General features: G+C 38.2%; 18 protein-coding genes and 1 pseudogene. 7 read left to right on the top strand and 12 right to left on the bottom strand.

Features of this window, described 5'->3' with window-relative positions:
• Positions 1 to 38 precede the first annotated feature (38 nt).
• Positions 39 to 398, top strand: a complete 360-nt coding sequence (locus WBM60_RS09090; RefSeq protein ID WP_424259240.1) for a DUF4174 domain-containing protein — start codon at positions 39 to 41, stop codon at positions 396 to 398.
• Between the two features lie 13 nt (positions 399 to 411).
• On the opposite strand, the gene WBM60_RS09085 is transcribed toward WBM60_RS09090, so the two are convergent.
• A complete protein-coding gene (locus WBM60_RS09085) occupies positions 412 to 1,761 on the bottom strand; it encodes an FAD-dependent oxidoreductase (RefSeq protein WP_424259239.1) in 1,350 nt (449 codons plus the stop codon).
• 314 nt (positions 1,762 to 2,075) lie between these two features.
• The gene (locus WBM60_RS09080; RefSeq protein ID WP_424259238.1) at positions 2,076 to 2,624 is read right to left on the bottom strand and encodes a ClpP family protease; all 549 of its coding nucleotides are present in this window, start codon (positions 2,622 to 2,624) and stop codon (positions 2,076 to 2,078) included.
• A 119-nt stretch (positions 2,625 to 2,743) separates the two neighbouring features.
• On the opposite strand from WBM60_RS09080, the gene WBM60_RS09075 reads away from it, so the two are divergent.
• Positions 2,744 to 3,418, top strand: a complete 675-nt coding sequence (locus WBM60_RS09075; protein WP_424259237.1) for a hypothetical protein — start codon at positions 2,744 to 2,746, stop codon at positions 3,416 to 3,418.
• Positions 3,419 to 3,431: 13 nt separating this feature from the next.
• On the opposite strand, the gene WBM60_RS09070 is transcribed toward WBM60_RS09075, so the two are convergent.
• From WBM60_RS09070 to WBM60_RS09055, 4 genes are read right to left on the bottom strand one after another with little or no spacing between them, the layout of a single operon-like run.
• The gene (locus tag WBM60_RS09070) at positions 3,432 to 4,583 is read right to left on the bottom strand and encodes an MFS transporter (protein ID WP_424276767.1); all 1,152 of its coding nucleotides are present in this window, start codon (positions 4,581 to 4,583) and stop codon (positions 3,432 to 3,434) included.
• A gap of 33 nt (positions 4,584 to 4,616) precedes the next feature.
• Positions 4,617 to 5,021, bottom strand: coding sequence for a VOC family protein (locus WBM60_RS09065; RefSeq protein WP_424276768.1), 405 nt, complete (start codon positions 5,019 to 5,021; stop codon positions 4,617 to 4,619).
• Positions 5,021 to 6,307 (bottom strand): kynureninase, encoded by a 1,287-nt coding sequence (kynU, locus tag WBM60_RS09060; protein WP_424282992.1) that lies wholly within the window; start codon positions 6,305 to 6,307, stop codon positions 5,021 to 5,023. Before kynU ends, WBM60_RS09065 begins: the two co-directional genes overlap by 1 nt.
• Before the next feature lie 54 nt (positions 6,308 to 6,361).
• A complete protein-coding gene (locus WBM60_RS09055; protein WP_424259233.1) occupies positions 6,362 to 6,841 on the bottom strand; it encodes a GNAT family N-acetyltransferase in 480 nt (159 codons plus the stop codon).
• A gap of 65 nt (positions 6,842 to 6,906) precedes the next feature.
• Here WBM60_RS09055 and WBM60_RS09050 point away from each other — a divergent pair, with 65 nt between their 5' ends.
• Entirely contained in the window at positions 6,907 to 7,548 is a 642-nt protein-coding gene (locus WBM60_RS09050) for an O-methyltransferase (RefSeq protein WP_424276769.1), read from the top strand.
• Here the strand turns inward: WBM60_RS09050 and WBM60_RS09045 are convergent.
• Together WBM60_RS09045 and WBM60_RS09040 are read right to left on the bottom strand one after the other, a co-directional pair.
• Positions 7,526 to 8,086, bottom strand: a complete 561-nt coding sequence (locus WBM60_RS09045; protein ID WP_424259231.1) for a phosphatase PAP2 family protein — start codon at positions 8,084 to 8,086, stop codon at positions 7,526 to 7,528. The two genes, WBM60_RS09050 and WBM60_RS09045, sit on opposite strands and share 23 nt — an antisense overlap.
• An 8-nt stretch (positions 8,087 to 8,094) precedes the next feature.
• Positions 8,095 to 8,376 carry a Sec-independent protein translocase subunit TatA/TatB gene (locus WBM60_RS09040; protein WP_424259230.1) on the bottom strand — a complete coding sequence of 94 codons (282 nt, stop codon included), beginning with the start codon at positions 8,374 to 8,376 and terminating at the stop codon, positions 8,095 to 8,097.
• A gap of 422 nt (positions 8,377 to 8,798) precedes the next feature.
• Here WBM60_RS09040 and WBM60_RS09035 point away from each other — a divergent pair, with 422 nt between their 5' ends.
• On the top strand, positions 8,799 to 9,542 hold the full coding sequence (locus WBM60_RS09035) for a hypothetical protein (RefSeq protein ID WP_424259229.1): 744 nt from the start codon (positions 8,799 to 8,801) through the stop codon (positions 9,540 to 9,542).
• Positions 9,543 to 9,721: 179 nt separating this feature from the next.
• Here the strand turns inward: WBM60_RS09035 and WBM60_RS09030 are convergent, their stop codons facing one another.
• The 4 genes from WBM60_RS09030 to WBM60_RS09015 all read right to left on the bottom strand — a co-directional run bounded on the left by WBM60_RS09030 (position 9,722) and on the right by WBM60_RS09015 (position 14,173).
• Positions 9,722 to 12,031, bottom strand: coding sequence for a M1 family metallopeptidase (locus WBM60_RS09030; protein ID WP_424276609.1), 2,310 nt, complete (start codon positions 12,029 to 12,031; stop codon positions 9,722 to 9,724).
• A gap of 63 nt (positions 12,032 to 12,094) precedes the next feature.
• Complete coding sequence (locus WBM60_RS09025) at positions 12,095 to 12,616, bottom strand: DUF6702 family protein (protein ID WP_424259227.1); 522 nt, start codon at positions 12,614 to 12,616, stop codon at positions 12,095 to 12,097.
• Between the two features lie 35 nt (positions 12,617 to 12,651).
• On the bottom strand, positions 12,652 to 13,434 hold the full coding sequence (locus tag WBM60_RS09020; protein ID WP_424259226.1) for a carboxypeptidase-like regulatory domain-containing protein: 783 nt from the start codon (positions 13,432 to 13,434) through the stop codon (positions 12,652 to 12,654).
• Positions 13,421 to 14,173 carry a carboxypeptidase-like regulatory domain-containing protein gene (locus WBM60_RS09015; protein WP_424259225.1) on the bottom strand — a complete coding sequence of 251 codons (753 nt, stop codon included), beginning with the start codon at positions 14,171 to 14,173 and terminating at the stop codon, positions 13,421 to 13,423. Before WBM60_RS09015 ends, WBM60_RS09020 begins: the two co-directional genes overlap by 14 nt.
• Before the next feature lie 378 nt (positions 14,174 to 14,551).
• Between WBM60_RS09015 and WBM60_RS09010 the strand changes: the two genes are divergently transcribed.
• The 3 genes and pseudogenes from WBM60_RS09010 to WBM60_RS09000 all read left to right on the top strand — a co-directional run.
• Entirely contained in the window at positions 14,552 to 18,409 is a 3,858-nt protein-coding gene (locus WBM60_RS09010) for a hypothetical protein (protein ID WP_424282991.1), read from the top strand.
• Between the two features lies 1 nt (position 18,410).
• Entirely contained in the window at positions 18,411 to 19,607 is a 1,197-nt protein-coding gene (locus tag WBM60_RS09005) for a gliding motility-associated C-terminal domain-containing protein (RefSeq protein ID WP_424282990.1), read from the top strand.
• A gap of 471 nt (positions 19,608 to 20,078) precedes the next feature.
• A pseudogene (locus WBM60_RS09000) lies at positions 20,079 to 21,040 on the top strand (hypothetical protein); the annotation flags it as partial.

The following is a 21,040-nucleotide window of genomic DNA, read 5'->3' as shown; positions in this document are numbered from 1 at the left end:
GTATAGTACTTTTATTTTTAATGCTACAATTAAATACGATGTCTTCACAGGATTTGAGAGAATTTAAGTGGAAAAAACGAATTCTTCTTTTAATGGATACGAAGAATGATCTTAATACCAGAAACTTGCAACTGAGTGAGTTTAATGCCCGGTATAACGAAATGAAAGAAAGAGATTTGGTGCTTTTTGTTTATAACGGTAAGGAAGTTTTGGACAGAGATGGACTGTTAACCAATATAAATCCCGATAATTTAACTTATGGTGAATTTCAGGGCATTATTTTAATTGGAAAAGATGGTGGCGTGAAATTCAGGAAGAAGTACCTTGTGGAAGCAAATGAGGTTTTTGATCTGATTGACCAAATGCCTATGCGAAGGGCCGAAATGAAAAATAGATAATTATACCGAAAGTTCAATTTTTAGTAAGCAACTCTAACATTTTCTCTTCTACTTCCTTGCTATCCCATATTAACTCAATATTTGGCATTTGCATAACCTCTTGCATAATTCTTTCCTGCTCATCGCCTATGGCCAGTGCATCTGAATAAGGCTGATCAGAGAATGTTACCCTTGAATAAACTGGGATCCATTTATCCGGATGCTTGTTTGCAAAATGTTTTTCGATTTTCTTTTGAAGCAAAAAAAGCGGGTCGGCTGTTTTGCTACTCATTTCAATAAAGTTTCTATAGCTCAATTCCGCTATAGCATCTGCATTGGGTTTTCTTTCCTTCTGAAACTCCTGAAAAATACGCTCCCAATCATCGCCATATTTGGAAATTAATCCATTTAAAATATAAATATCTTCAAAACCGGCATTCATGCCTTGTCCGTAAAAAGGAACAATAGCATGGGCAGAATCACCTACCAGAGCTACCTTATCCCAATAAGTCCAGGGGTAGCATTTCATTGTAACCATTGCACTCGTTGGGTTTTTGAAAAAGTCTTCAGTAAGATTGTCCATTTCGTTTATTACATCAGGAAAATAGGTTTTGAAAAAATCCTTGGCCTGGGTTTTGGTTTTGATATTTTCAAAAGATATTTCACCTTCAAATGGCAAAAACAATGTACATGTAAAACTACCATCGAGATTAGGCATGGCAATAAACATAAAATTGCCTCTAGGCCAGATATGAAAGGAGTTTTTCTCAAGTTTATGTGTCCCGTCATCATTTGGCGGAATAGTCAGTTCTTTATATCCAACCTCTATAAAATCCTGGGAATAGTCAAATCGGCTTCTGCGTTGCATTTTATGGCGAATTCTGGAAAATGCGCCATCACATCCGAACACAATATCATAATTATACGCTTTCCATTCACCTTTTTCTGTTACTCCTGTATACAATCTGGCATCGGGTAAGTCAATATCCCAGACTTTTTCATTAAATCTAAAATTGACGCCTTCATTTTCTGCAAGATCAATCATCTTCCTGTTCAGTAATCCTCTGGAAATAGACCAGATGGCCTCCCCCTCTTTACCGTAATTCTGAAAATAAACAGGCTTTCCATTTACATGCATCGCCCGTTTATAAAGTGGTATAGCAATCTTTTTTATCTCCTTTTCAATGTCCACTTCGTTCAAAGTTTTCCAACCTCTGTCACTCATTGCGAGGTTTATGGAGCGTCCGGAAAATTCTATAGTCCTAATATCTGGACGGCGGTCAAACACCGTAATTTTATGTCCTGCTCTTTTGAGGAAGATCGCTAATAAAGATCCTATTAAACCGGATCCTATAATGGCTATATCTTTTGGAGTTTGCCTCATAATTTAAGCCGGGAGAATGGCTAATTTTGAAAGTAAATGTACTAAAATAAAGTTTCCTTTCATTTATCTTCCCGGAAAGCCCGGTTAAAGCATCAAAGTTCGTTTTCCTGTTCACCATTGCCTTAAGAAATAATGGCTCCATTATTTGCACTAAAGTTGAACTTTTGCAATATTTTACCTCACTTTAAGATCTGATTGAATGGAATATTCGTATATATAACAAACAAGAAATTTTCCGCCAAGGCGTCCATATATATTTATAAAGACCTTCATACAATAAATATGAAGGTCTTTTTCTTTTAAATAGATCTGTCTTACTTTAAAACACCGTCGACTATTCCATATGCTATGGATTCTTCGGCATCCATCCAATAATCACGGTTAAAGTCCTTCAAGATTTTATCATAGGGCTGTCCGCAGTTATCAGCTAATATTTTGGCACCTAGCTCTTTGGTCTTTATTATTTCTTTGGCCTGAATCTCAATATTCGACGCCTGACCTCTCGCTCCTCCACTTGGTTGATGGATCATCACCCGTGCATGAGGCTGAATAAAACGTCGGCCTTTTTTACCAACTGAGAGGAGAATGGAGCCCATTGAAGCTGCTAACCCACTACAAACAGTTGATACCGGACTCTTCAGTGATTTAATTGTATCATAAATTGCAAAACCTGAAGTAACATAACCACCAGGACTATTTATAATCAATTGTATTTCCTTATTGTTCTGCATATCGAGATATAATAAACGATCAATAACATGTTTGGCAGAATCATCATCAACCATCCCCCAAAGAAATACTTTTCTATCTTCTAATAATCTTTCATCAATGGCTTCTTGTACTTTTCCCTTTTTTTTACTCATTTTTTACTTTTTGTTAAAAATCAAAATTAATCATTTTATTGGGATTTCATACCCCAATAAAGTCATGGTTTAATATCAATTAACAATTGAAAAGCAGTTATATTTGAAAAAACATTATTATGAAAATTCCACACTTGTTTGCGATACTCTCTTTGGCGCTTATAGTTAGCTGTAAAACCGAACAAAAAAAAGAGGCGGATTCAGAAAAAATTGAACAAACCGTTCCCGAAAAAATAGCCTATGCACATGGTCTGAAGGAATGGAAAAATGTAGAAGAACTAAAATTTACTTTTAATGTTGACCGGGATACTACTCATTTTGAACGCGATTGGATATGGAATATTAAGAAAAATGAGGTTACAGGAAGCTCTGAAGGAGATTTGGTTACCTATAACCGCAGTGAGATAGATAGCACAATAGCTAAAGTTGATGCCAGTTTTATCAATGACAAATATTGGTTTTTGGCACCATTTAACCTGGTCTGGGATAAAGGTAGCTTCAGCTATGAAGTTACAGAAGCTGCAGAGGCACCAATAGCTAAAACACCAATGCAAAAACTGACCATTGTTTATACCGGTGAAGGTGGTTATACCCCAGGGGATGCTTATGATTTTTACTTTGGGGATGATTACGTAATAAAAGAATGGGTATTTCGTAAAGGAAATCAGGCAGAGGCCTCACTTGCAACTACCTGGGAAGAATATTCAGACTTTAATGGCCTGGTAATGTCAAAAACCCATAAAAACGCCGAAGGGAATTTTAAACTGTATTTTACAAATATTCAGGTGAAATAGCTCCTTACAATACCTAAACTGGTTTTTTCCTTTTCAGCAGGAAAGTGGCACCCAAAACGGCGACAGAACAGATCATCAAAGTAATAAAACTCAGACTTAACGAGAATTGTTCTGCTATAAAACCCAATATTACAGGACCTACAAGAAAGCCTGAATATCCTGTGCCGGCAATAAAAGCAACCCCCTGAGAAGATTCTACTCCTTTGACATTACCTCCAATTCTGAATAATTCAGGGACAATCACAGAAAACCCAAGACCGGTAAGTGCAAATCCGGCAATGGCCAAATACATATCAGTTGTAAGTACCAGCAGATATCCAACAACGGATAATAAAGATCCTAATGCTACTATTTTAATTGACCCTATTCTGGAACTTACTGAATCCCCTAAAAAACGCCCAAGGGTCATAAATACCTGGAATCCTAAAAATCCTGCACCCCATATAGCTTCAGGCGCAAGACTAACCTCCTTTAAAAATAATCCACTCCAATCCACTATAGCTCCTTCGCTGCCCATTACTACAAACGATACGACTCCAAGCAGTACTAAAGGCTTAAAATTTTTAAATCTAAACGCTTCTTTTTCAATTGGTGCCGCTACAACATTGTGATATTTCTTATAGAAAATAAAATTTACCACGAGAACCAATAAGACCGCCAAAAGCATATGTAACCCCCTATTGTTCAATACAGGTATTAAAAAACTGCCAAGCCCTGCCAGCACACCCCCGAGACTAAAAAACCCATGGGAAGCAGACATAAATTTTTGTTTGTCTTCTTTTTCAATCTCAGTAACCAGGGTGTTCATTGAAATATCGGTAAAACCGTTGGTAGCCCCGAATAGAAAAAGTGCAATAGCCAGGCCAATAAATCCTGGTGCAATTAAGGGAAACAAAGCAGCAATACAACAAAGGACAATCCCTACTGATGTTGCCCTACCTACTCCAATTTTATTAATGATTTTAGATGCGACCGGAAAAATTGTAAAAACGCCCAGTGAAAGAAAAAATATGGCAATTCCCAGAGTGGCCTTGTTTATTCCAAGATCTTCTTTAACCGATGGGATATAAATAGCCCATGTGCCAAATAAAATATTCAGGCTGGTAAAAACCCAGGCGGGACCAAAATATCTGGGATTTGAAAGGATTAGTCTAAGAGATCTCATAAGTCGCCTTTTAAAAAGCCAACAAATATACAATCATTCAATAAACAATGTAGTCACCTCCAAACGATTATTGTCAGGATCAAGTGTCTCAAATTCATAGTATCCATCACCTGTTTTTCTGGGTCCACTAAGAATTTTAAAACCGTGTTTTTGCAATTCAATGGCTTTTTTATCAACCTCAGACATACTGGTAACTTCAAATGCCAGATGAATAATTCCTAAATGCTGTTTACCAACTGTATCATTGGTGTTCTCAGGTATATCCGGTCTCTGCATCAGCTCTAACCTAGCTCCGGAATCAAAAGTGATAAAGTAGCTCTGAAATCTTTTTGCAGGATTCAAATATTTAGCATTGGCTATTCCATCAAAATATTTGACATAATAATCCTTTAGCAATTCAAGTTTACTTGTCCAGATAGCCACGTGTTCTATTTTCATCAAGTTTCCAGATTTCCAGCCCTTGTAAGTATCCCGGTTTTTAAAATTTGTCCAAAATTGTACATATCTTCAAAACTGCAATAAAATGGTGCCGGAGCAAGTCGTATGACATTAGGCTCCCTCCAATCTGTAATTACCCCATTTGCCATCAAATAATCAAATAAAGATCTCCCCTCGCCATGGAGCAATACGGATAATTGGCATCCTCTTTCAGCAGGTGTAATAATTTCAAAACTACTATCCACTTCACTATCAATTTCATGCAGGATAAATTCCAGATATGAGACTATTTTATTGCGCTTCGCTATCAAAGCGTCCATTCCTACTTCTTCAAAGAGGGTTAAAGAAGCGAGATAAGGTGCCAGTGCCAATACCGGAGGATTGCTCAACTGCCATGCATCTGCAGTAGCAATAGGTTCAAATTCTTGTTTCATTAAAAAACGTGTTTCCTTTTTGGTACCCCACCAACCCTCAAATCTTGTAATTTTTTCCTGATCCAGATGCCTTTCGTGAATAAAGATTCCCGAGGCATTTCCCGGTCCGCTGTTCATATATTTATAACTACACCATGCTGCAAAATCACAGCCCCAATCGTGTAGTTTCAATTCTATATTCCCTGCGGCATGAGCAAGATCCCATCCCACGTTGGCACCAACAGATTTACCGGCACTGGTTATGGTTTTCATATCAAAGACCTGACCATTGTAATAATTTACACCCCCAAGCATTACCAATGCCAACTGATCTCCTGTTTCATTGATTTTTTTAACAATATCCTCAGTATTCCAGTGATGTTCACCCGGGCGTTTACTTACTTCAACTATAGTATCTTTTGGATCAAAACCGTGAAAACGCACCTGACTTTGCAGCATATACTGATCTGATGGAAAAGCTTTCTCTTCACATATTATTTTATAGCGCTCTTTAGTAGGCGAGTAAAAAGAAACCATTAAAAGATGCAGATTTACCGTAAGGGTATTCATAACAGATACCTCCTCAGGTTTAGCTCCAATTATCTTAGCTAAGGGTTTTGCCAGTCTTTCGTGGTAATCCCACCAGGGTTTCTTTGCATGAAAGTGACCTTCTACCCCTAAATTCTTCCATTCTTCCATTACCTCATCCACAAACTCTTGTGAATTTTTAGGTTGAAGCCCTAAAGAATTCCCAGTAAAATAAATTACATTTTTGCCATTTAATTGCGGAAAGTAAAATTTATCTCTGTATTTTTTAAGAGGATCATTGTTATCCAATTCCTTGGCGTAGGACAATGTATTTTGAAATGGCATGGCTAATTTTTAACCAAAAATACAATATCCATATAAAAGATAGCACTGATTAAATTATCTATTCCCTGATTGGTCCTCTGGTATTCTCATTTCAATGATATGACTTACAAACCCCGCTTTCTCATAGGCTTTTATAGCAGGAATATTATCTGAGTAAACAGTAAGGCGCATTTCTTTATATCCTTTTGACAGTGCCCATGTCCTAAGTGATTCCAAAATCATTTTATTTATTTGCATTCCCCTATATTCAGGAAGGGTATACATAAAACCAAAATTGGCATACTCCTTATGATTTAAGTAAGATCTTGCCCTTTTTACAACCGCAGTACCGCAACTAACTATAGTGTTATTTATCTCTGCTACAATTACAGCCACTTCATTGTCTAAAATCATCCCTTCTAAATCATAGTAACACACTGGGTCTTCTCGTATGGTTTTATCAAATGGCCTTTCTGCCTTAATCAACTCTTGTTCAAAAGCTAAAAGAACCTCCAAATCAGATAATGCAGCCGTCCTAATGGTTATTTCACCCATCCTTATCGCGCTTATTTTTAAGCCTAAGATAGCATATAAATCCATATTTTTACTAAAAAGGATTTATGCATTTTCTACCGGAATCTTTAGAAAACTATATCACACTTCATTCTGAAAATGAGCCCGCTATTCTACGTGAATTAACCCGTGAAACACATTTAAAGGTAGTTCAACCCCGAATGATTACAGGGCATTATCAGGGCAGGGTACTTAGCATGCTTTCTAAGTTGATTCAACCCAGTAGTATTTTGGAAATTGGCACATATACAGGATATTCAGCAATTTGCTTAGCAGAAGGATTGACCAATGATGGGTTATTGCATACTATTGACATCAATGAAGAACTTTCGGAAATGCAGCGTAAATTTTTTGATCGAAGTGGATTTGGGGATAAAATAATACAGCATACCGGTGATGCTTTAAAAATTATTCCTGAATTGGACCAGGTTTTTGATCTCATCTTTATTGACGCCGAAAAGAAAATGTATGATGCCTATTTCGAAGCTGTGATTGAAAAGACAAGAACGGGAAGTATCATAATAACCGACAATGTCCTCTGGTCTGGCAAAGTAGTTGAACCGCTAGACAAAAAAGATATGGTAACCCGGAATCTTCTGGCTTACAATAAAAAGCTAAAAAACGATCCAAGAGTTGAGACTGTTATATTGTCCGTTAGAGATGGACTTACACTATGCAGGGTTTTATAAACCTGCGATAAAACAGGTAAAACAGAAAGCCCAAAAGCATGCCAATTAATGCCCCCGTTATAAGATCCAAAGGATAATGGACCCCTACGTATATTCTGCTATAGGCAAATATAAAAGGCCAAATAAAAAGTAGCCAAATAATTGAAATCTTTTTCCTGAGAAATAAAAAAGATATGGTGGTTAATGAGAAGGAAGAGGAGGCATGACCTGAAAAAAAACTAAAGCCGGCCGGATTTTTTAAAATTCTTATAATGGAATTGATTTCAATGTCATTATTGGGCCGGAGCCGTTCAAAATAAGTCTTAAATATATCGGTAAGACCCAAAATACAAATTAAGAGCAGGACTATTGTACAGGAAATGAATAATGCTTCCTTTTTTGGGTATTTAAGAAAAATAAGTGCTAAAAGTAAAATATAAAGTGGAATCCAGGAAGTGATATTGGTAACTATCACCCAAAACAAATCATAATCTTCTGTACCCAGATTATTTAGATATATAAAAGTATTCCTATCCCATTCCAGAAGATGATTGAGCATAAACCCACTTATTTACGCTTAATTGTACCGGTAACATCGTCAACATTTTTCTTTACTTTGTCAATTTCATTTTTTATGTCGTCTGTAAAGCTGGTATCAATTCCTTGTTTTTCGGCGCTTTTTTGAATTTCCTTCTTAATATCATCTGTGGCATCCCTTAATTGCCGCATTCCTTTACCAAGTCCCTTGGCAATTCCCGGAATTTTATCTGCCCCAAATACCATTACCACAATAAACATGATAAAAAATATTTCAGCTCCGCTAATAAATAAAAAAACCATTGCTTGCATACCACAAATATAGTTAAGTTTTGGGTCCTTTTTAAAAAAGTACAATCTATCTATTTCAAAAAAACTATCAAGAACTTCCTTTGTCTGTTTAAAAAATAACTCAAATAAGTACGTTAATCTTTTGAGCTGACCTAATCAAATGAGTGTCTGATACCCATCGAATAATATCTTTATAAATCTACTAAAAGAACATATAGAAAATATTTCCTGGTAAATTATGTTCGCATTTGAGAATCCGTAATAGACTATTGTAACCCGTAGGTTAAGATTTTATTGTGCGTTATCAAGGAAGAAATTCTTGAAAATAATTTAAGTACCCATCCTATTATTGATATAGGATAAATTTTAGCTACATAAGACGTTAAATATTTTAATGGCCAAAAGCTTCTATGTAATTTGTAAGGCAATAAAATATTATATCAATGAAAAATACGCTAATACTTTCCTTGAGCGTCCTTCTTTCGACCATGAGCCTTTTTGGTCAAAAAAACTCTCCAGGTACCATCCGTGTTTCCGGAAGCCCACTTGTACGTGACGGAGTTGTAAAATGGCTAAATGATGTGAATAACCCTCAAGCCATAAAAAGCAATCAAAACCTGGATCTTTCAGGTATTGAAGGGTCTGTGTATTACAATGAAAAATTCATCGCAGGCAACGTGTATTATTTAGACAAAGTATACGGTAACTTTCCAATGCGCTACAATGCTTTCAGCGATGAGGTAGAAATTCAAAGAAGCGGAAGTAATAAGATGGAATCTGTCTATAAAAGTATGTCGCTTAGCTGCGATATTGATAATGAAAAATATGTCTATACCAAATACTTCAATCAGAAAGGAGTAATACAGGAGGGGTACCTGATAAGATTGAATCCACAACAAAAATATACTCTATATCAGAAAAAATCTAAAATTTACAAAGAAGGTAAAAAGGCAGCCACTTCAATGCACCCTAGCTATCCACCAAAATTTGAGGATAAGCATGATTATTTTCTGGCAACAGACAATGAATTCCCAGTCTATTATAAACATTCTAAAAAGGATCTAACCGAACTTTTTGGCCAGGAAAAGGCCGCGGGCATAAAAGACTTTGTAAAGCAACATAAAATTAAATCAACGAATAAAGAAGACCTTATAAAGCTTATTGAATATCTCAATACGGACCTCTAACGAATATTTCAAAAAAGCATAAACGCCGTGTTCTGAAATTCGTTATTCACTTCTTATTTATTACAATATTATGTAACTGGTGTAAAAAGAAAATGCCTTGACTTTAAAATAATATTTAAGCCAAGGCATCTGTTTTTATTATAATACTCCCTTGTATTTTTAACCTGGGAGGAGCAAAGTTATTTTCCTTTTATATCTTGTTTAAACTGTTCAAATTCAGATCTCTGTTCCTTTTTGGGCCAGGAGTTGTTACTTGAATCAATATCTGCAGTCTCGGATTTTGGGTCTACTACAATTCCAACAAGCTCTTTTTCTGAAGAAATAACTCGTTTAAATTCCTGATCATTTTTCCTCCAAATTTGTGGTGGATAAGTAACATTCTCGGTAGAACCATCTGCGTATTTGTATTCAACTATTATTGGCATTGGTATCCCTCCGGGTTTATTAAAAACTATCTCATAAAAGTACTTTGGTTCTTCAACCTGAGAACGTTCTTCAGCCGTCATATTATCCATCATATATTCCTTTAAGGTTTGTGAAGTTTCTGAAGGTGCCTTACCCTTGAGGCCTTCTTCAAAATCCTCACTCTCTTCATCCACAAGGTATACCAATGGAGGAAAATTAGCTTCTGTGAGACCCCTCGAAACCATATAATCTTTCATTTTTTTTGTTGGCTTATCGCTTACGTAGTATTTTTTAACTCCTTTAACTCCAATGTCTACATAATCGGTGGTATAAAACCAGCTTCTCCAATACCAGTCGAGATCTACTGCTGAAGCATCTTCCATGGTCCTAAAGAAATCCTCGGGAGTAGGGTGTTTAAATTTCCATCTTTGTGCATAGGTCTTAAAGGCATGATCGAATAATTCTTTACCCATTATGGTTTCACGCAAAATATTTAAAGCTGTAGCCGGTTTACCGTAAGCATTTGGCCCCAACTGGAATACATTTTCCGGATTCGACATAATAGGTGATATTGTAGATTGATCACCACTCATATAAGGTACAATCTTTGAAGGAGCGCCCCTTCTCGATGGATAAGCTTTATTTGGCGCAATAACTTCGGGGAATTCTTCACCAAATTCCTGTTCCGCCATATACTGCATAAAGGTATCAAGGCCCTCATCCATCCAACCCCACTGGCGCTCATCTGAATTGACGATCATGGGGAAAAAATTATGCCCAACCTCATGAATAATAACGCTTATCATCCCGAATTTGACGCGGTCTGAATAACTGCCATCCTCAGCAGGTCTTCCATGGTTCCAACAAATCATTGGGTATTCCATTCCCTGATTTTGGGCATGTACAGAAATTGCCTTATGGTACGGATAATCAAAAGTATGCGCCGAATAAGATTTTAAGGTGCTGGCCACAGCCCTGGTGGATAATTCTTCCCATAGCGGATTACCTTCCTTGGGGTATAAGGAAACAGCCATTACATCTTTGTTCCCAATTTTAACGGCTTGCATGTCCCAAATAAATTTTCTGGAAGTGGCAAATCCAAAATCCCTGACATTCTCGGCCTTAAATTTCCAGGTCTTTTTATCTTCGGAAAATCCCTTTTCGGCATTCACTGCCTCCTGCTGAGTCACAATAAGAACCGGCTTGTCATATGACTTTTTGGCCTGCTCATATCGCTGCATCATTTCCTTTGAAAATACTTCCTTCCTATTTGTTAATTCCCCTGTAGCATCTAGGATATGATCTGCCGGCACAGTAATATTTACCTCATAATCCCCAAAAGGCAGGGCAAACTCTCCCCGACCCCAGAACTGATAATTTTGCCATCCCTCCACATCGCTATAAACTGCCATCCTTGGAAAAAACTGAGCGATTACATAAGACCTGTTCCCGTCTTTGGCAAAATATTCGTAACCAGATCTGGCCCGGTCTATCGTATGATCGGGTATATTGTACCACCACTTTATTGAAAATGAAACCTGACTTCCACTTTTAAGTACCTGTGGAAGATCTATTCTCATCATAGTTTGATTTATAGTATATGGTAAACTTTTGCCATTGGCATCTTTGATAAATTCAATATTAAAACCTCCCTCAAAAGGTTTTTGCATTAGAGTCTCCACAAATTTCTCCGAACTGTAGGCGATAGATAATTCACTTTCATCTCTCAACGGAGATTTTGAATCTTTAGCCCTTACATTCTGATCTAATTGAAGCCATAGGTATTCTAAGTCATCTGGTGAATTATTGAAATAAGTAATGGTTTCTTCACCATAAATTTTGGCATTCTTATCATCCAATTCAAGATCTATCTTATAATCTGCCTGTTGCTGATAATAATCGGGACCCGGAGTTCCGGAAGCGGACCTGTATGTATTTGGAGTTGCAAATTCCTCGTAAAGTTGTTTAAATTTGCTTTGATTAGAATGACCAGATTCTCTTTCTTTTTTAATTTCCTGCTGTGCAAAACCCAAAGTAACAGTTAAACACAATATGAATGTGAGGGAACAATTTAATTTCTTCATGTAGTTGAATTGTTATTAGAATTGGCGAATTTAGAATTTTTCAACTAATTGCAGTTCAAAATGTTACAAGTTTAACATTCCTTTATTATTTCCCTTTACCAATACAAAACTTTTCTTTTTACCGTTAAATCTAAAATGGACTATATTCTGTTGTTCTTCAAACATATCCGTAAGTATATCATTTTCAACTTCGATAGTCTTAAGGTTAGGCAAATCAATGTCCTCGATTTCCATATAACAAATAATTAGGTCGTTGTCGTATTTCTTTCCCAAAAACACAAAAGCCCTTTCTTTGCCATCTGCTTTTAAAACCAACTTAGACCTCATATATTTTTCAATATAAAAATTTGCCTCATCAGATTCCTTTTCCGTTGCGAGATCCATTATAACACCATAGCGGTCTTCCAGCACATTTTCGAGGTCATCAATAAATATTCGGCTGGTAATCTGAAGTGAGTTATCCTCTTCTGAATATTGAATATTGGTCACGCTTACATAGAACTTATGCATTAGGGTAAATGCAAAAAGAGGCAGTAGTAACAATATGAAACTATATCGCAAAAGAACTTTTTTTAAATTATACATAATTTGGTTTTGCAAGATTCGTGCCATGCGAAAAATTACTCTTCATCAGCCTCCTCTAAATAGGCATTACTGCGCAATTTAAGGTACTCCCAGATTTTAAGTTTATCGTGACTGTCTACCACAGCGCTGAAAGCATTATCAACTTCGCAAAAATACATGAAGTCCTCTATTTTATTCTCAGGTATTTTTAGAAGCTTTACGAACAAAGAATCGGGATAATACTCCCTCACCCTAACTGTGCGCGCATATTTTTCCTGTGAGGCCAATACTTTTTTAAGGTATTTTGTCCTGCCGGAAATGGCATTAATAATTGGGTTTAAGGGTACTAATCCTCCTCCGGTTGTTGCCTCATTAAGCTTGCGTTCTGCCTGAGTGATTGGCTTTACATAAGCATTTGGAAGTCCTAATGTGGCCGCTACATAAACCTTTTCTTTATTTAAACTATTCATGTCCCTGCTTAGGTCTCCGGATAGGTCATAGGGCCGCACGACTACTTCATCCAATTCATTAATAAATTCCTCCAGGGGTACTATAATAGATCGGCTTTCCAGCATTGCTCTGGATACTACCAGGGTCATACGTTTATACTGAACTGCAGAGAACATTATAGTGTCATTAAGTTTAGTAGCAATTGAAAATCGGCCTTCCTCATCTGTAATAGTTGCTCTGTTAGAAGTCGTATTCATAACATGAACATCTGCAATACCCTTATTTAAATTGGTGACTTTTCCCTCTAAATTGGAAAAAAAAACGGATTGTGCTGAAGCTCCTGTAACAATCAGAAAAAAAAACAAGAAAAATTTCTTATTCCTTAGCATTCATCTGTTTTAAGAATATATTGCTTTGGGTTACCAAAAATTCAATGAGTTCAAATTCATTGTCTTTTTTCAATAAGGCGCGAGGTGGTATTTTTTCATCACAATAGATTAAAAAAGCGTCTATTTGATCCTGTGGAATCTTTAGATCTAAAACAAAAAATTCATCATCATAAACAAGTCGCAAGACTTCGCTAACCTTTAAAGGCTCTTTATTTTCATCTGATTCATCTTTTTTGGTATTCACAAGGGCCTTAAATATGTTTACAAAATTAATCCCATCTTTCATTATACCCCGTGTTATTTTGTCCTCCGCGATATTTACAATTTCCGTAGTCTGGTCGGTCTCGTATTCAAACTTTTTAAATTCTTCATTTTGCAGTTCGAGGAATTTTCTTTGATTTTCAGGGCTCACCACTACTTCATCCAGTTGAGTTACCTTCTCATTAACCTCAACCACAAGTCGGTTATTATCCAAAATCTGCTGCGTTATTTTAACCACTTCAATCTGATAGTTTACAGAAGTAAAAACTATTTCATCATTTAGTTTTACCCTGATACTAAATTCACCTTTATCATTGGTAATCGTCGCTCTTTGTGAAGTACTATTGATAACATTTTCGTTGGGTACGAATGAATTTCTGTACAGGACCTGACCGCGCATAATAACCCGTTCATCCCCCTGAGAAGTACCTATGGAAATACAAAATAATGATAAAATAAAAAGTAGTTTGGTATTCATAGGCAACTGTGCTTATTAAAAGAATGCTCTAATTTATAAAGAAAATGTATGTTCTTGTCATAAAAAAATTTAACGCCATTAAACTTTTGTTAATTTCCGAATGTGCAGCCAAAAATTCAGGCTTGTCATGCACTAGATATGCAGTCATATCAGATAAATTGGGTTTATTAACCTTACAACTAATCCTTTTACCCCATAATCAAGTATTTTGGAGTATAAAGTTAGCTAAATGTGGATATAATTCTATTTTTGTTAGTCCCCAATGTACGAGAATAGTAAAGAGATTTATAGTTAATGTGCCCTAGCATTTTTATTGTATGAAAAAGTATGATAAAATAGCCAAAATATATGATTCCCGGTAACTAAATACATACCAAAATGAAAATGAAATTTCTGATAGTCCTGCTAAGTTTTTGCCTTTGCAATGTTCTTTCAGGTCAGATTAAAATTGGCGATAATCCACAAAATATTGACGCATCTTCTGTTTTGGAACTGGAAAGTTCAAACAGGGTATTGGTAATTACAAGAATTAACACCTCCCAAATGAACAGCATTGTGCCTTCCCAGGGTGCTATTATCTATAACACAGACGAGCAATGTTTATACTTTTACGACGGTGCTGCCTGGTTAAATATGTGCGAGACCTTTGGGCTCACATTTACGGCAGACCCTATTGTAAATCCTAGCAGCACCATTGTGATTACCGAAAACGGCGATAATCGCAATTTTGAAGTTGGTGAAATAACCGGGGCAAACATTGTGGATTTCAGCATCAGTGGTAATGACATTCAAAATAATTCAATTACGGCAGATAAATTAGCGCCGGATTCCGTAGGAAGCGAAGAATTACAGGATAATACGGTTGCAGATGCCGAAATAGATTATAACCAGGTAACGCTGAATGATTTTAACAACGATGCAGGTTTTATTACCGGAGCAGATATTGTAAGTGCAGCCCCAAACAATGCTATCACGGACAATGGAGGCGCTTTTTACGACAATACCCCACTACAAAATGATATCGCAGCCAATGCGGCCGCTATAGCTGCAGATGGGGATACGGATGCTGGGAATGAAATACAAAATCTTGCACTTGCCGGAAATAACCTGACTATTTCGGGAGCCAATACAGTTGACTTGGGTGTTTTTAACAACGCAGGGACAGATGATCAGCAACTTACGCTGACAGGAAATACTTTGGCCATTGAAGATGGGAATACTGTGGATTTGTCCATACTAAACAACCCTGGAACAGATGAGCAGGATTTAACCGGAGCCACCTTAAGCGGGGCAAATATTTTACAAATAGATATTGAAAATGGGGCGTCAGCTACAGTGGATCTTTCCGCCCTGAGTGGCACGGGTACGGATAACCAAAACCTTACAGGTGCTACCCTTAGTCCCGCAAATGTTCTGCAGATAGATATTGAAGACGGTACATCGGCCACCGTTGACCTTTCCGGATTGAGTGGAACAGGGACTGATAACCAAAACCTGACTGCAGCTACTCTTAGTCCTGCTAATATTCTGCAGATAGATATTGAAGACGGAACATCTGCCTCAGTAGATCTTTCGGCCTTGAGCGGAACAGGGAGTGATAACCAAAATTTGACAGGCGCTACGCTAAGTCCGGCTAATATCCTGCAGATAGATATTGAAGACGGAACATCTGCTACCGTTGACCTTTCCACCTTGAGTGGTGTGGGATCTGATAACCAAAACCTGACTGGTGCCACGCTTAGTCCAGCCAATATCCTGCAGATAGATATTGAAGACGGAACATCTGCCACGGTTGACCTTTCTACTCTAAGTGGAATAGGGACTGATAATCAAAACCTGACAGGTGCCACGCTTAGTCCGGCTAATATCCTGCAGATAGATATTGAAGACGGAACATCTGCCACCGTTGATCTTTCTGCTCTAGCTGCTGCTGGTACAGACGATCAGATAGCAGCTGAAGTGCCCTTTACGGATTATCTTTCAATAACTTCTCCAAATGTTCAAGGGGCTGTTGCACAATTGAAAGATGAACTAGATGCCGTTGTTGTTGCTGGTGGGGGAAATCCTATTGATGAATTACAGGATTTACAACTCGCGGGTAATATTTTATCATTAACCAATCCTGCAACGGTTGGAAATAATGTAGATCTATCCGGATTTATAAATGATGCCGATGCGGATCCTGCTAATGAATTACAAAATATTACCTCCGCTGACCTTTCGGTAACCATTAATCCCGTGGGTACTGGTTTTGATTTATCAGTCCCAGCAGGGTCGGACAACCAAAATATTGAGGGATCAGGACTTGCCGTGGAAACACTGACTATTGGTATTCAAAATGGTACTTCACAGGATGTGAGCCTCGCTCCCTTTGCCTTGGAAACAGAACTGGCAGCAGCTATTGCCGCTTCCGATGCTGCGGATGGAGATACCGATGATACTAATGAAATTCAAAATATTACCTCCACCGATGGATCAGTTAACCTGGTTCAAACAGGTGATGACTACGATTTATCGGTAGCCGCTGGCTCAGATGATCAAAACCTCACCTCAGCCACTTTAGCTGGGACAAACCTCACAATTGCAATTGAAAATGGAAACCCTGCAATTGCAGACCTTAGTGCCCTGGCTACAGATGCCGAACTTGCTGCATTATCCATTGATGATGCTGACGCAAATCCTACTAACGAAATTCAAAACATAACTTCTGGTGATGGCTCAGTAGCCATTACGCCTGCGGGAATAGGTTTTGACTTATCAGTTGCAGCTGGTTCGGATGATCAGAATATCCAAGGATCCGGACTCGCAGGTGAATTACTAACCATCGGTATTGAAGGTGGTACAGGAGAAGATGTCAATCTAGCTGCTTTTGCTCTTGAAACAGAAGTTACCGCAGCCATTGCAGTTTCTGATGCCGCAGATGGTGACACGGATGACACCAATGAATTACAAAATATTACTTCTGGTGATGGCTCAGTAACTATAGCATCAGCTGGAATAGGTTTTGACTTATCTGTAACTGGAGGGTCAGATGATCAAAATCTAACTTCAGCTATTCTTGCAGGAACTGATTTGACCATTGCCATTGAAGACGGTACAGCCGCAATTGCAGATCTAAGCGCTCTGGCTACGGACATCGAACTTGCTGCATTTCCAATTGATGATGCTGATGCAGACCCGGCCAACGAAATACAATCATTATCTATTTCAGGAAGCGATCTTTCTATTAGCGGGGGGAATACCGTGACCCTGCCCGCCGCAGGTACGGCCGACTGGTCAACAATAACCAGCATTCCCGCCGGGTTCGCTGACAACGTGGACGATGACACAACTTTAGACGAAGCCGCGGTTGATGCCTTTGTGGCAAACAACGGGTTCCTCCTTATCGAGGCCGATGGCGATCCAGCCAACGAAATACAATCACTATCTATTTCAGGAAGCGACCTTTCCATTAGCGGGGGGAATACCGTGACCATACCAGGAGGAGCAGGAACAACAGAACTTGCAGATCAAGTTACAATTGACGGCGATGGTACAATGGGAAATGAGTTTCAAATTGCCGACGGTGGTGTTACGGCAGCAAAAATTGCAATTGGAGCAATTTCAGGAGGAGCTGGTGGAGCAATTGTTGATAATTCAATAACAGCGTCAGACTTACAACCTGATTCAGTGGATGCCTCTGAAATTAGAATTGATGCCGTAGGATCATCTGAAATTGCCGACGATGCGGTGACAACCACAGAAATTCTTAATGGTACAATATTAAATGTAGATATTAGTGCTACTGCTGCAATTGACGGGACAAAAATTATTCCAAATTTCAATTTAGGTATTGTAACAACTGGTGGCCTGAGTGTTGGAGCAGATATACTTTTGAACGGAAATGCTGTTGTACCCGACTATGTCTTTCAAAAATACTTTTTAGACCACTCTGATATAAATGAAACTTATAATTTCTCGAGTCTTGAGGAAATTGAGGCCTTTGTAAAGAAAAACCATCATTTACCCGGAATAAAATCAGCCAAAGACGTTCAAAAAGATGGGTTTTGGAATTTAAGCGAGTCGAATCTGCAAAACCTCGAAAAAATTGAAGAACTGTTCTTACATACCATAAACCAGGAGAAAGAAATCAACCAGTTAAAAACTAAAAATGAATCTTTAGCCACTGAACTGGATTTGGTAAAGAAAGATCTGGAAGAAATAAAAGAACTGCTTAAAAACAAAAAGCTGGATTAAAATGATTAGGTCTACAACCTTGATATCGGCGTTTTTTAATAGTAGAAAAAGGATTTTATATTTCCTCTTTTTAGGGGCACTCCCTTTGCTGAATTTAACCGCCCAAACCGCCCTGTACAACAGCGGGAACATACGTATTCATCAGGAGGGGCAGCTGGGCTTTCATACCAACCTTATCAATAATGCCTCTTTTGATGAAAACTTAGGCCTGGCAGGCTTTTACGGCAATTCCCTGATCTCCGTTAGCGGGGCATTTGCACCAGTGTTTTTCGACACAGAAATCGCGAATGACAGCGGAGTACAGCTCAACACTTCCCTGAATGTAATAAACAATACCAATTTTGTGGTGGGCGACTTTAGTACGCCGCGTAATTCCGTAGACGTCTATTTCAATTTTATACGGGATGCCTTCTATGTGGGAGCAGGAGACGGTTCTAAAATAGACGGTTATGCCACAATAACGGAGCAACAAAGCTTTACATTTCCTGTTGGTGATTCTCAGCAACTGAGGCCTTTGATTCTTAATTCAGAGAGTCCAAATGCATTTGCCAGATGTGCGTATTTTTTTGAAGATCCTAATAATCCTTCCACTTTTCCCGGTTTCGATACAGATCTGAAACCCAGATCCATAGATGCGATTAGTACCCGGGAATTTTGGCGACTGGAAGGTAATGTCCCTTCCACCATAACACTAAGCTGGAATGCTAGAAGCGACATAGCCACTCTGGCCACCGAAATTAATGCGGTAACCCTTATAGGCTGGAATAAACAAGCCAGCAGATGGCTTCCTCTTGGGAATGCTGCAATTGGAGGCGATCTTACGAACGGATTTGTAAGTTCTGAAACCTTTGTCCCGGATGACTTTGAAGTGATCACCTTTGGAAGTCTGGCCGAACCCGAGGATATTTTAACCCTGGACAATTACTTTGTTTCCCCTAACGGAGACGGCATAAATGATGTTTTGGTTATTGAAGAAATGGAACTAAGCCCCAACAACAGCATCCAGATTTTTGACCGCTATGGTTTGAAGGTTTTTGAAATGATTAATTACACGAATGAATTTGGAGGTATTTCCAATATAGATAATCTGGTAATTAACAGGGAACAGGGCCTTCCTGAAGGGGTCTATTTTTATGTGGTCTCTCTGGATGATCTGGGCCTCAATTATCAGGGCTTTTTGTTTTTGGATCGTCAATAAATTACGGGAATCATTTTTAAGTCTAATTATTAAAATTTACCTGATTTTACCGATAAAATGTTTAAAATAATCGCCATAAATACATAATTGAATTATTAAATATGTATTGTCTTACTTTTTTGTAACCACATAATTACTGTGTTTTACATATTATTCCTACAAGTTTACAACCTTTATTTCTCACAGTAGTGCTTTTAACTTAGCTTGACCCGATATAAGAAGTACCCCTATGCTCTATTCATATCCGTTAAGAGTCCTTTTCAGTTTACTTCATTGCACTCCTGCTCTCAACAAAATTAGAAACAATTTTAATTCTGCATATCGTTCCTACTGGATTTTCAGGGATAAGAGGGATGAGCTCACTATAAATTCAAACATGATTAAGGGATACAGTAACAATTTTCAGACCTTAAATAACTGATGGTTAGCGCGATTCTTTAGTCATTTATAAGACCCAATAAATTTAGTTTTATGAAATTTACTCATTCAATATTTATATTTCTATTCTTACTGACCAATGTTGCAGTTTCGCAATTAAAAGTTGGCGATAATCCTGACGAAATTGACGGGGCTTCACTTTTAGAATTAGAAAGCAGGAATAAAGCACTGGTCCTTTCCCGTGTAAACACTTCATTGATGCAAAAGATCAAACCCTTAGCTGGGGCGTTGGTTTATAATACAGATACTTCATGCGTATATCAATATGATGGCAAAAACTGGCGAAGCCTTTGCGGTAATTCTAATGAATCTAATATTTCTTTTACGGATAATGGCAATGGCACTTTCACCATAATAGATTCTGAAGGTTCTTCATTTACATATGGCCAGAATAGCGGCGAAAGAGGAGAGACAGAGCAGGCAGAATTAACAGGACCAGCGGGCACAAATGGAATTCATGGAACCACCGGTGAACAAGGACCAAAAGGTGACATAGGAGATACCGGTCCACAAGGCCCTAAAGGCGATAAGGGTGATACCGGTGAAACTGGTGATACGGGTGAAACTGGTCCGCAAGGACTTATAGGATTAACCGGACTTACAGGTGCTGATGGTCCTCAAGGAACACAAGGACCTGCTGGTGATAACGGTACCGACGGAGTTCAGGGACCCAAAGGTGAAAAAGGAGAAAAGGGAGATACAGGGCTTGCAGGATCTGATGGTGCCGATGGCACACAAGGGCCTAAAGGTGATGCCGGACCTCAGGGACCAGCAGGCGTTGACGGAGCAGACGGTGAAATTGGACCACAAGGTCCCATTGGAGAAACGGGGTCACAAGGAATACAGGGTGAAATAGGCCCACAGGGACCCAAAGGGGATAAAGGTAACAAAGGTGATGTAGGAGAATTTGGACCCAAAGGAGATACTGGGGAGACAGGTCTTCAGGGATCAAATGGTGACAAGGGTGACATAGGAGAAACAGGACCACAAGGACC

Origin of the sequence: Eudoraea sp. (genome assembly GCF_049669105.1) — a bacterium.
Taxonomy (GTDB): domain Bacteria; phylum Bacteroidota; class Bacteroidia; order Flavobacteriales; family Flavobacteriaceae; genus Eudoraea.
Note: the sequence above shows the minus strand (reverse complement) of the source record. Positions and strands in the feature narration are given on the sequence as shown.

Excerpts from the sequence above, each read along its gene's own strand:
- WBM60_RS09055 (WP_424259233.1), bottom strand. The coding sequence starts at position 6,841 with ATGGGTGAAATAACCATTAGGACGGCTGCATTATCTGATTTGGAGGTT.
- WBM60_RS09025 (WP_424259227.1), bottom strand. The coding sequence starts at position 12,616 with ATGTATAATTTAAAAAAAGTTCTTTTGCGATATAGTTTCATATTGTTA.
- WBM60_RS09050 (WP_424276769.1), top strand. The coding sequence starts at position 6,907 with ATGCATTTTCTACCGGAATCTTTAGAAAACTATATCACACTTCATTCT.
- WBM60_RS09075 (WP_424259237.1), top strand. The coding sequence starts at position 2,744 with ATGAAAATTCCACACTTGTTTGCGATACTCTCTTTGGCGCTTATAGTT.
- kynU (WP_424282992.1), bottom strand. The coding sequence starts at position 6,307 with ATGCCATTTCAAAATACATTGTCCTACGCCAAGGAATTGGATAACAAT.
- WBM60_RS09065 (WP_424276768.1), bottom strand. The coding sequence starts at position 5,021 with ATGAAAATAGAACACGTGGCTATCTGGACAAGTAAACTTGAATTGCTA.
- WBM60_RS09005 (WP_424282990.1), top strand. The coding sequence starts at position 18,411 with ATGATTAGGTCTACAACCTTGATATCGGCGTTTTTTAATAGTAGAAAA.
- WBM60_RS09070 (WP_424276767.1), bottom strand. The coding sequence starts at position 4,583 with ATGAGATCTCTTAGACTAATCCTTTCAAATCCCAGATATTTTGGTCCC.
- WBM60_RS09015 (WP_424259225.1), bottom strand. The coding sequence starts at position 14,173 with ATGAATACCAAACTACTTTTTATTTTATCATTATTTTGTATTTCCATA.
- WBM60_RS09085 (WP_424259239.1), bottom strand. The coding sequence starts at position 1,761 with ATGAGGCAAACTCCAAAAGATATAGCCATTATAGGATCCGGTTTAATA.
- WBM60_RS09010 (WP_424282991.1), top strand. The coding sequence starts at position 14,552 with ATGAAAATGAAATTTCTGATAGTCCTGCTAAGTTTTTGCCTTTGCAAT.
- WBM60_RS09045 (WP_424259231.1), bottom strand. The coding sequence starts at position 8,086 with ATGCTCAATCATCTTCTGGAATGGGATAGGAATACTTTTATATATCTA.
- WBM60_RS09040 (WP_424259230.1), bottom strand. The coding sequence starts at position 8,376 with ATGCAAGCAATGGTTTTTTTATTTATTAGCGGAGCTGAAATATTTTTT.
- WBM60_RS09090 (WP_424259240.1), top strand. The coding sequence starts at position 39 with ATGTCTTCACAGGATTTGAGAGAATTTAAGTGGAAAAAACGAATTCTT.
- WBM60_RS09035 (WP_424259229.1), top strand. The coding sequence starts at position 8,799 with ATGAAAAATACGCTAATACTTTCCTTGAGCGTCCTTCTTTCGACCATG.
- WBM60_RS09030 (WP_424276609.1), bottom strand. The coding sequence starts at position 12,031 with ATGAAGAAATTAAATTGTTCCCTCACATTCATATTGTGTTTAACTGTT.
- WBM60_RS09080 (WP_424259238.1), bottom strand. The coding sequence starts at position 2,624 with ATGAGTAAAAAAAAGGGAAAAGTACAAGAAGCCATTGATGAAAGATTA.
- WBM60_RS09020 (WP_424259226.1), bottom strand. The coding sequence starts at position 13,434 with ATGCTAAGGAATAAGAAATTTTTCTTGTTTTTTTTTCTGATTGTTACA.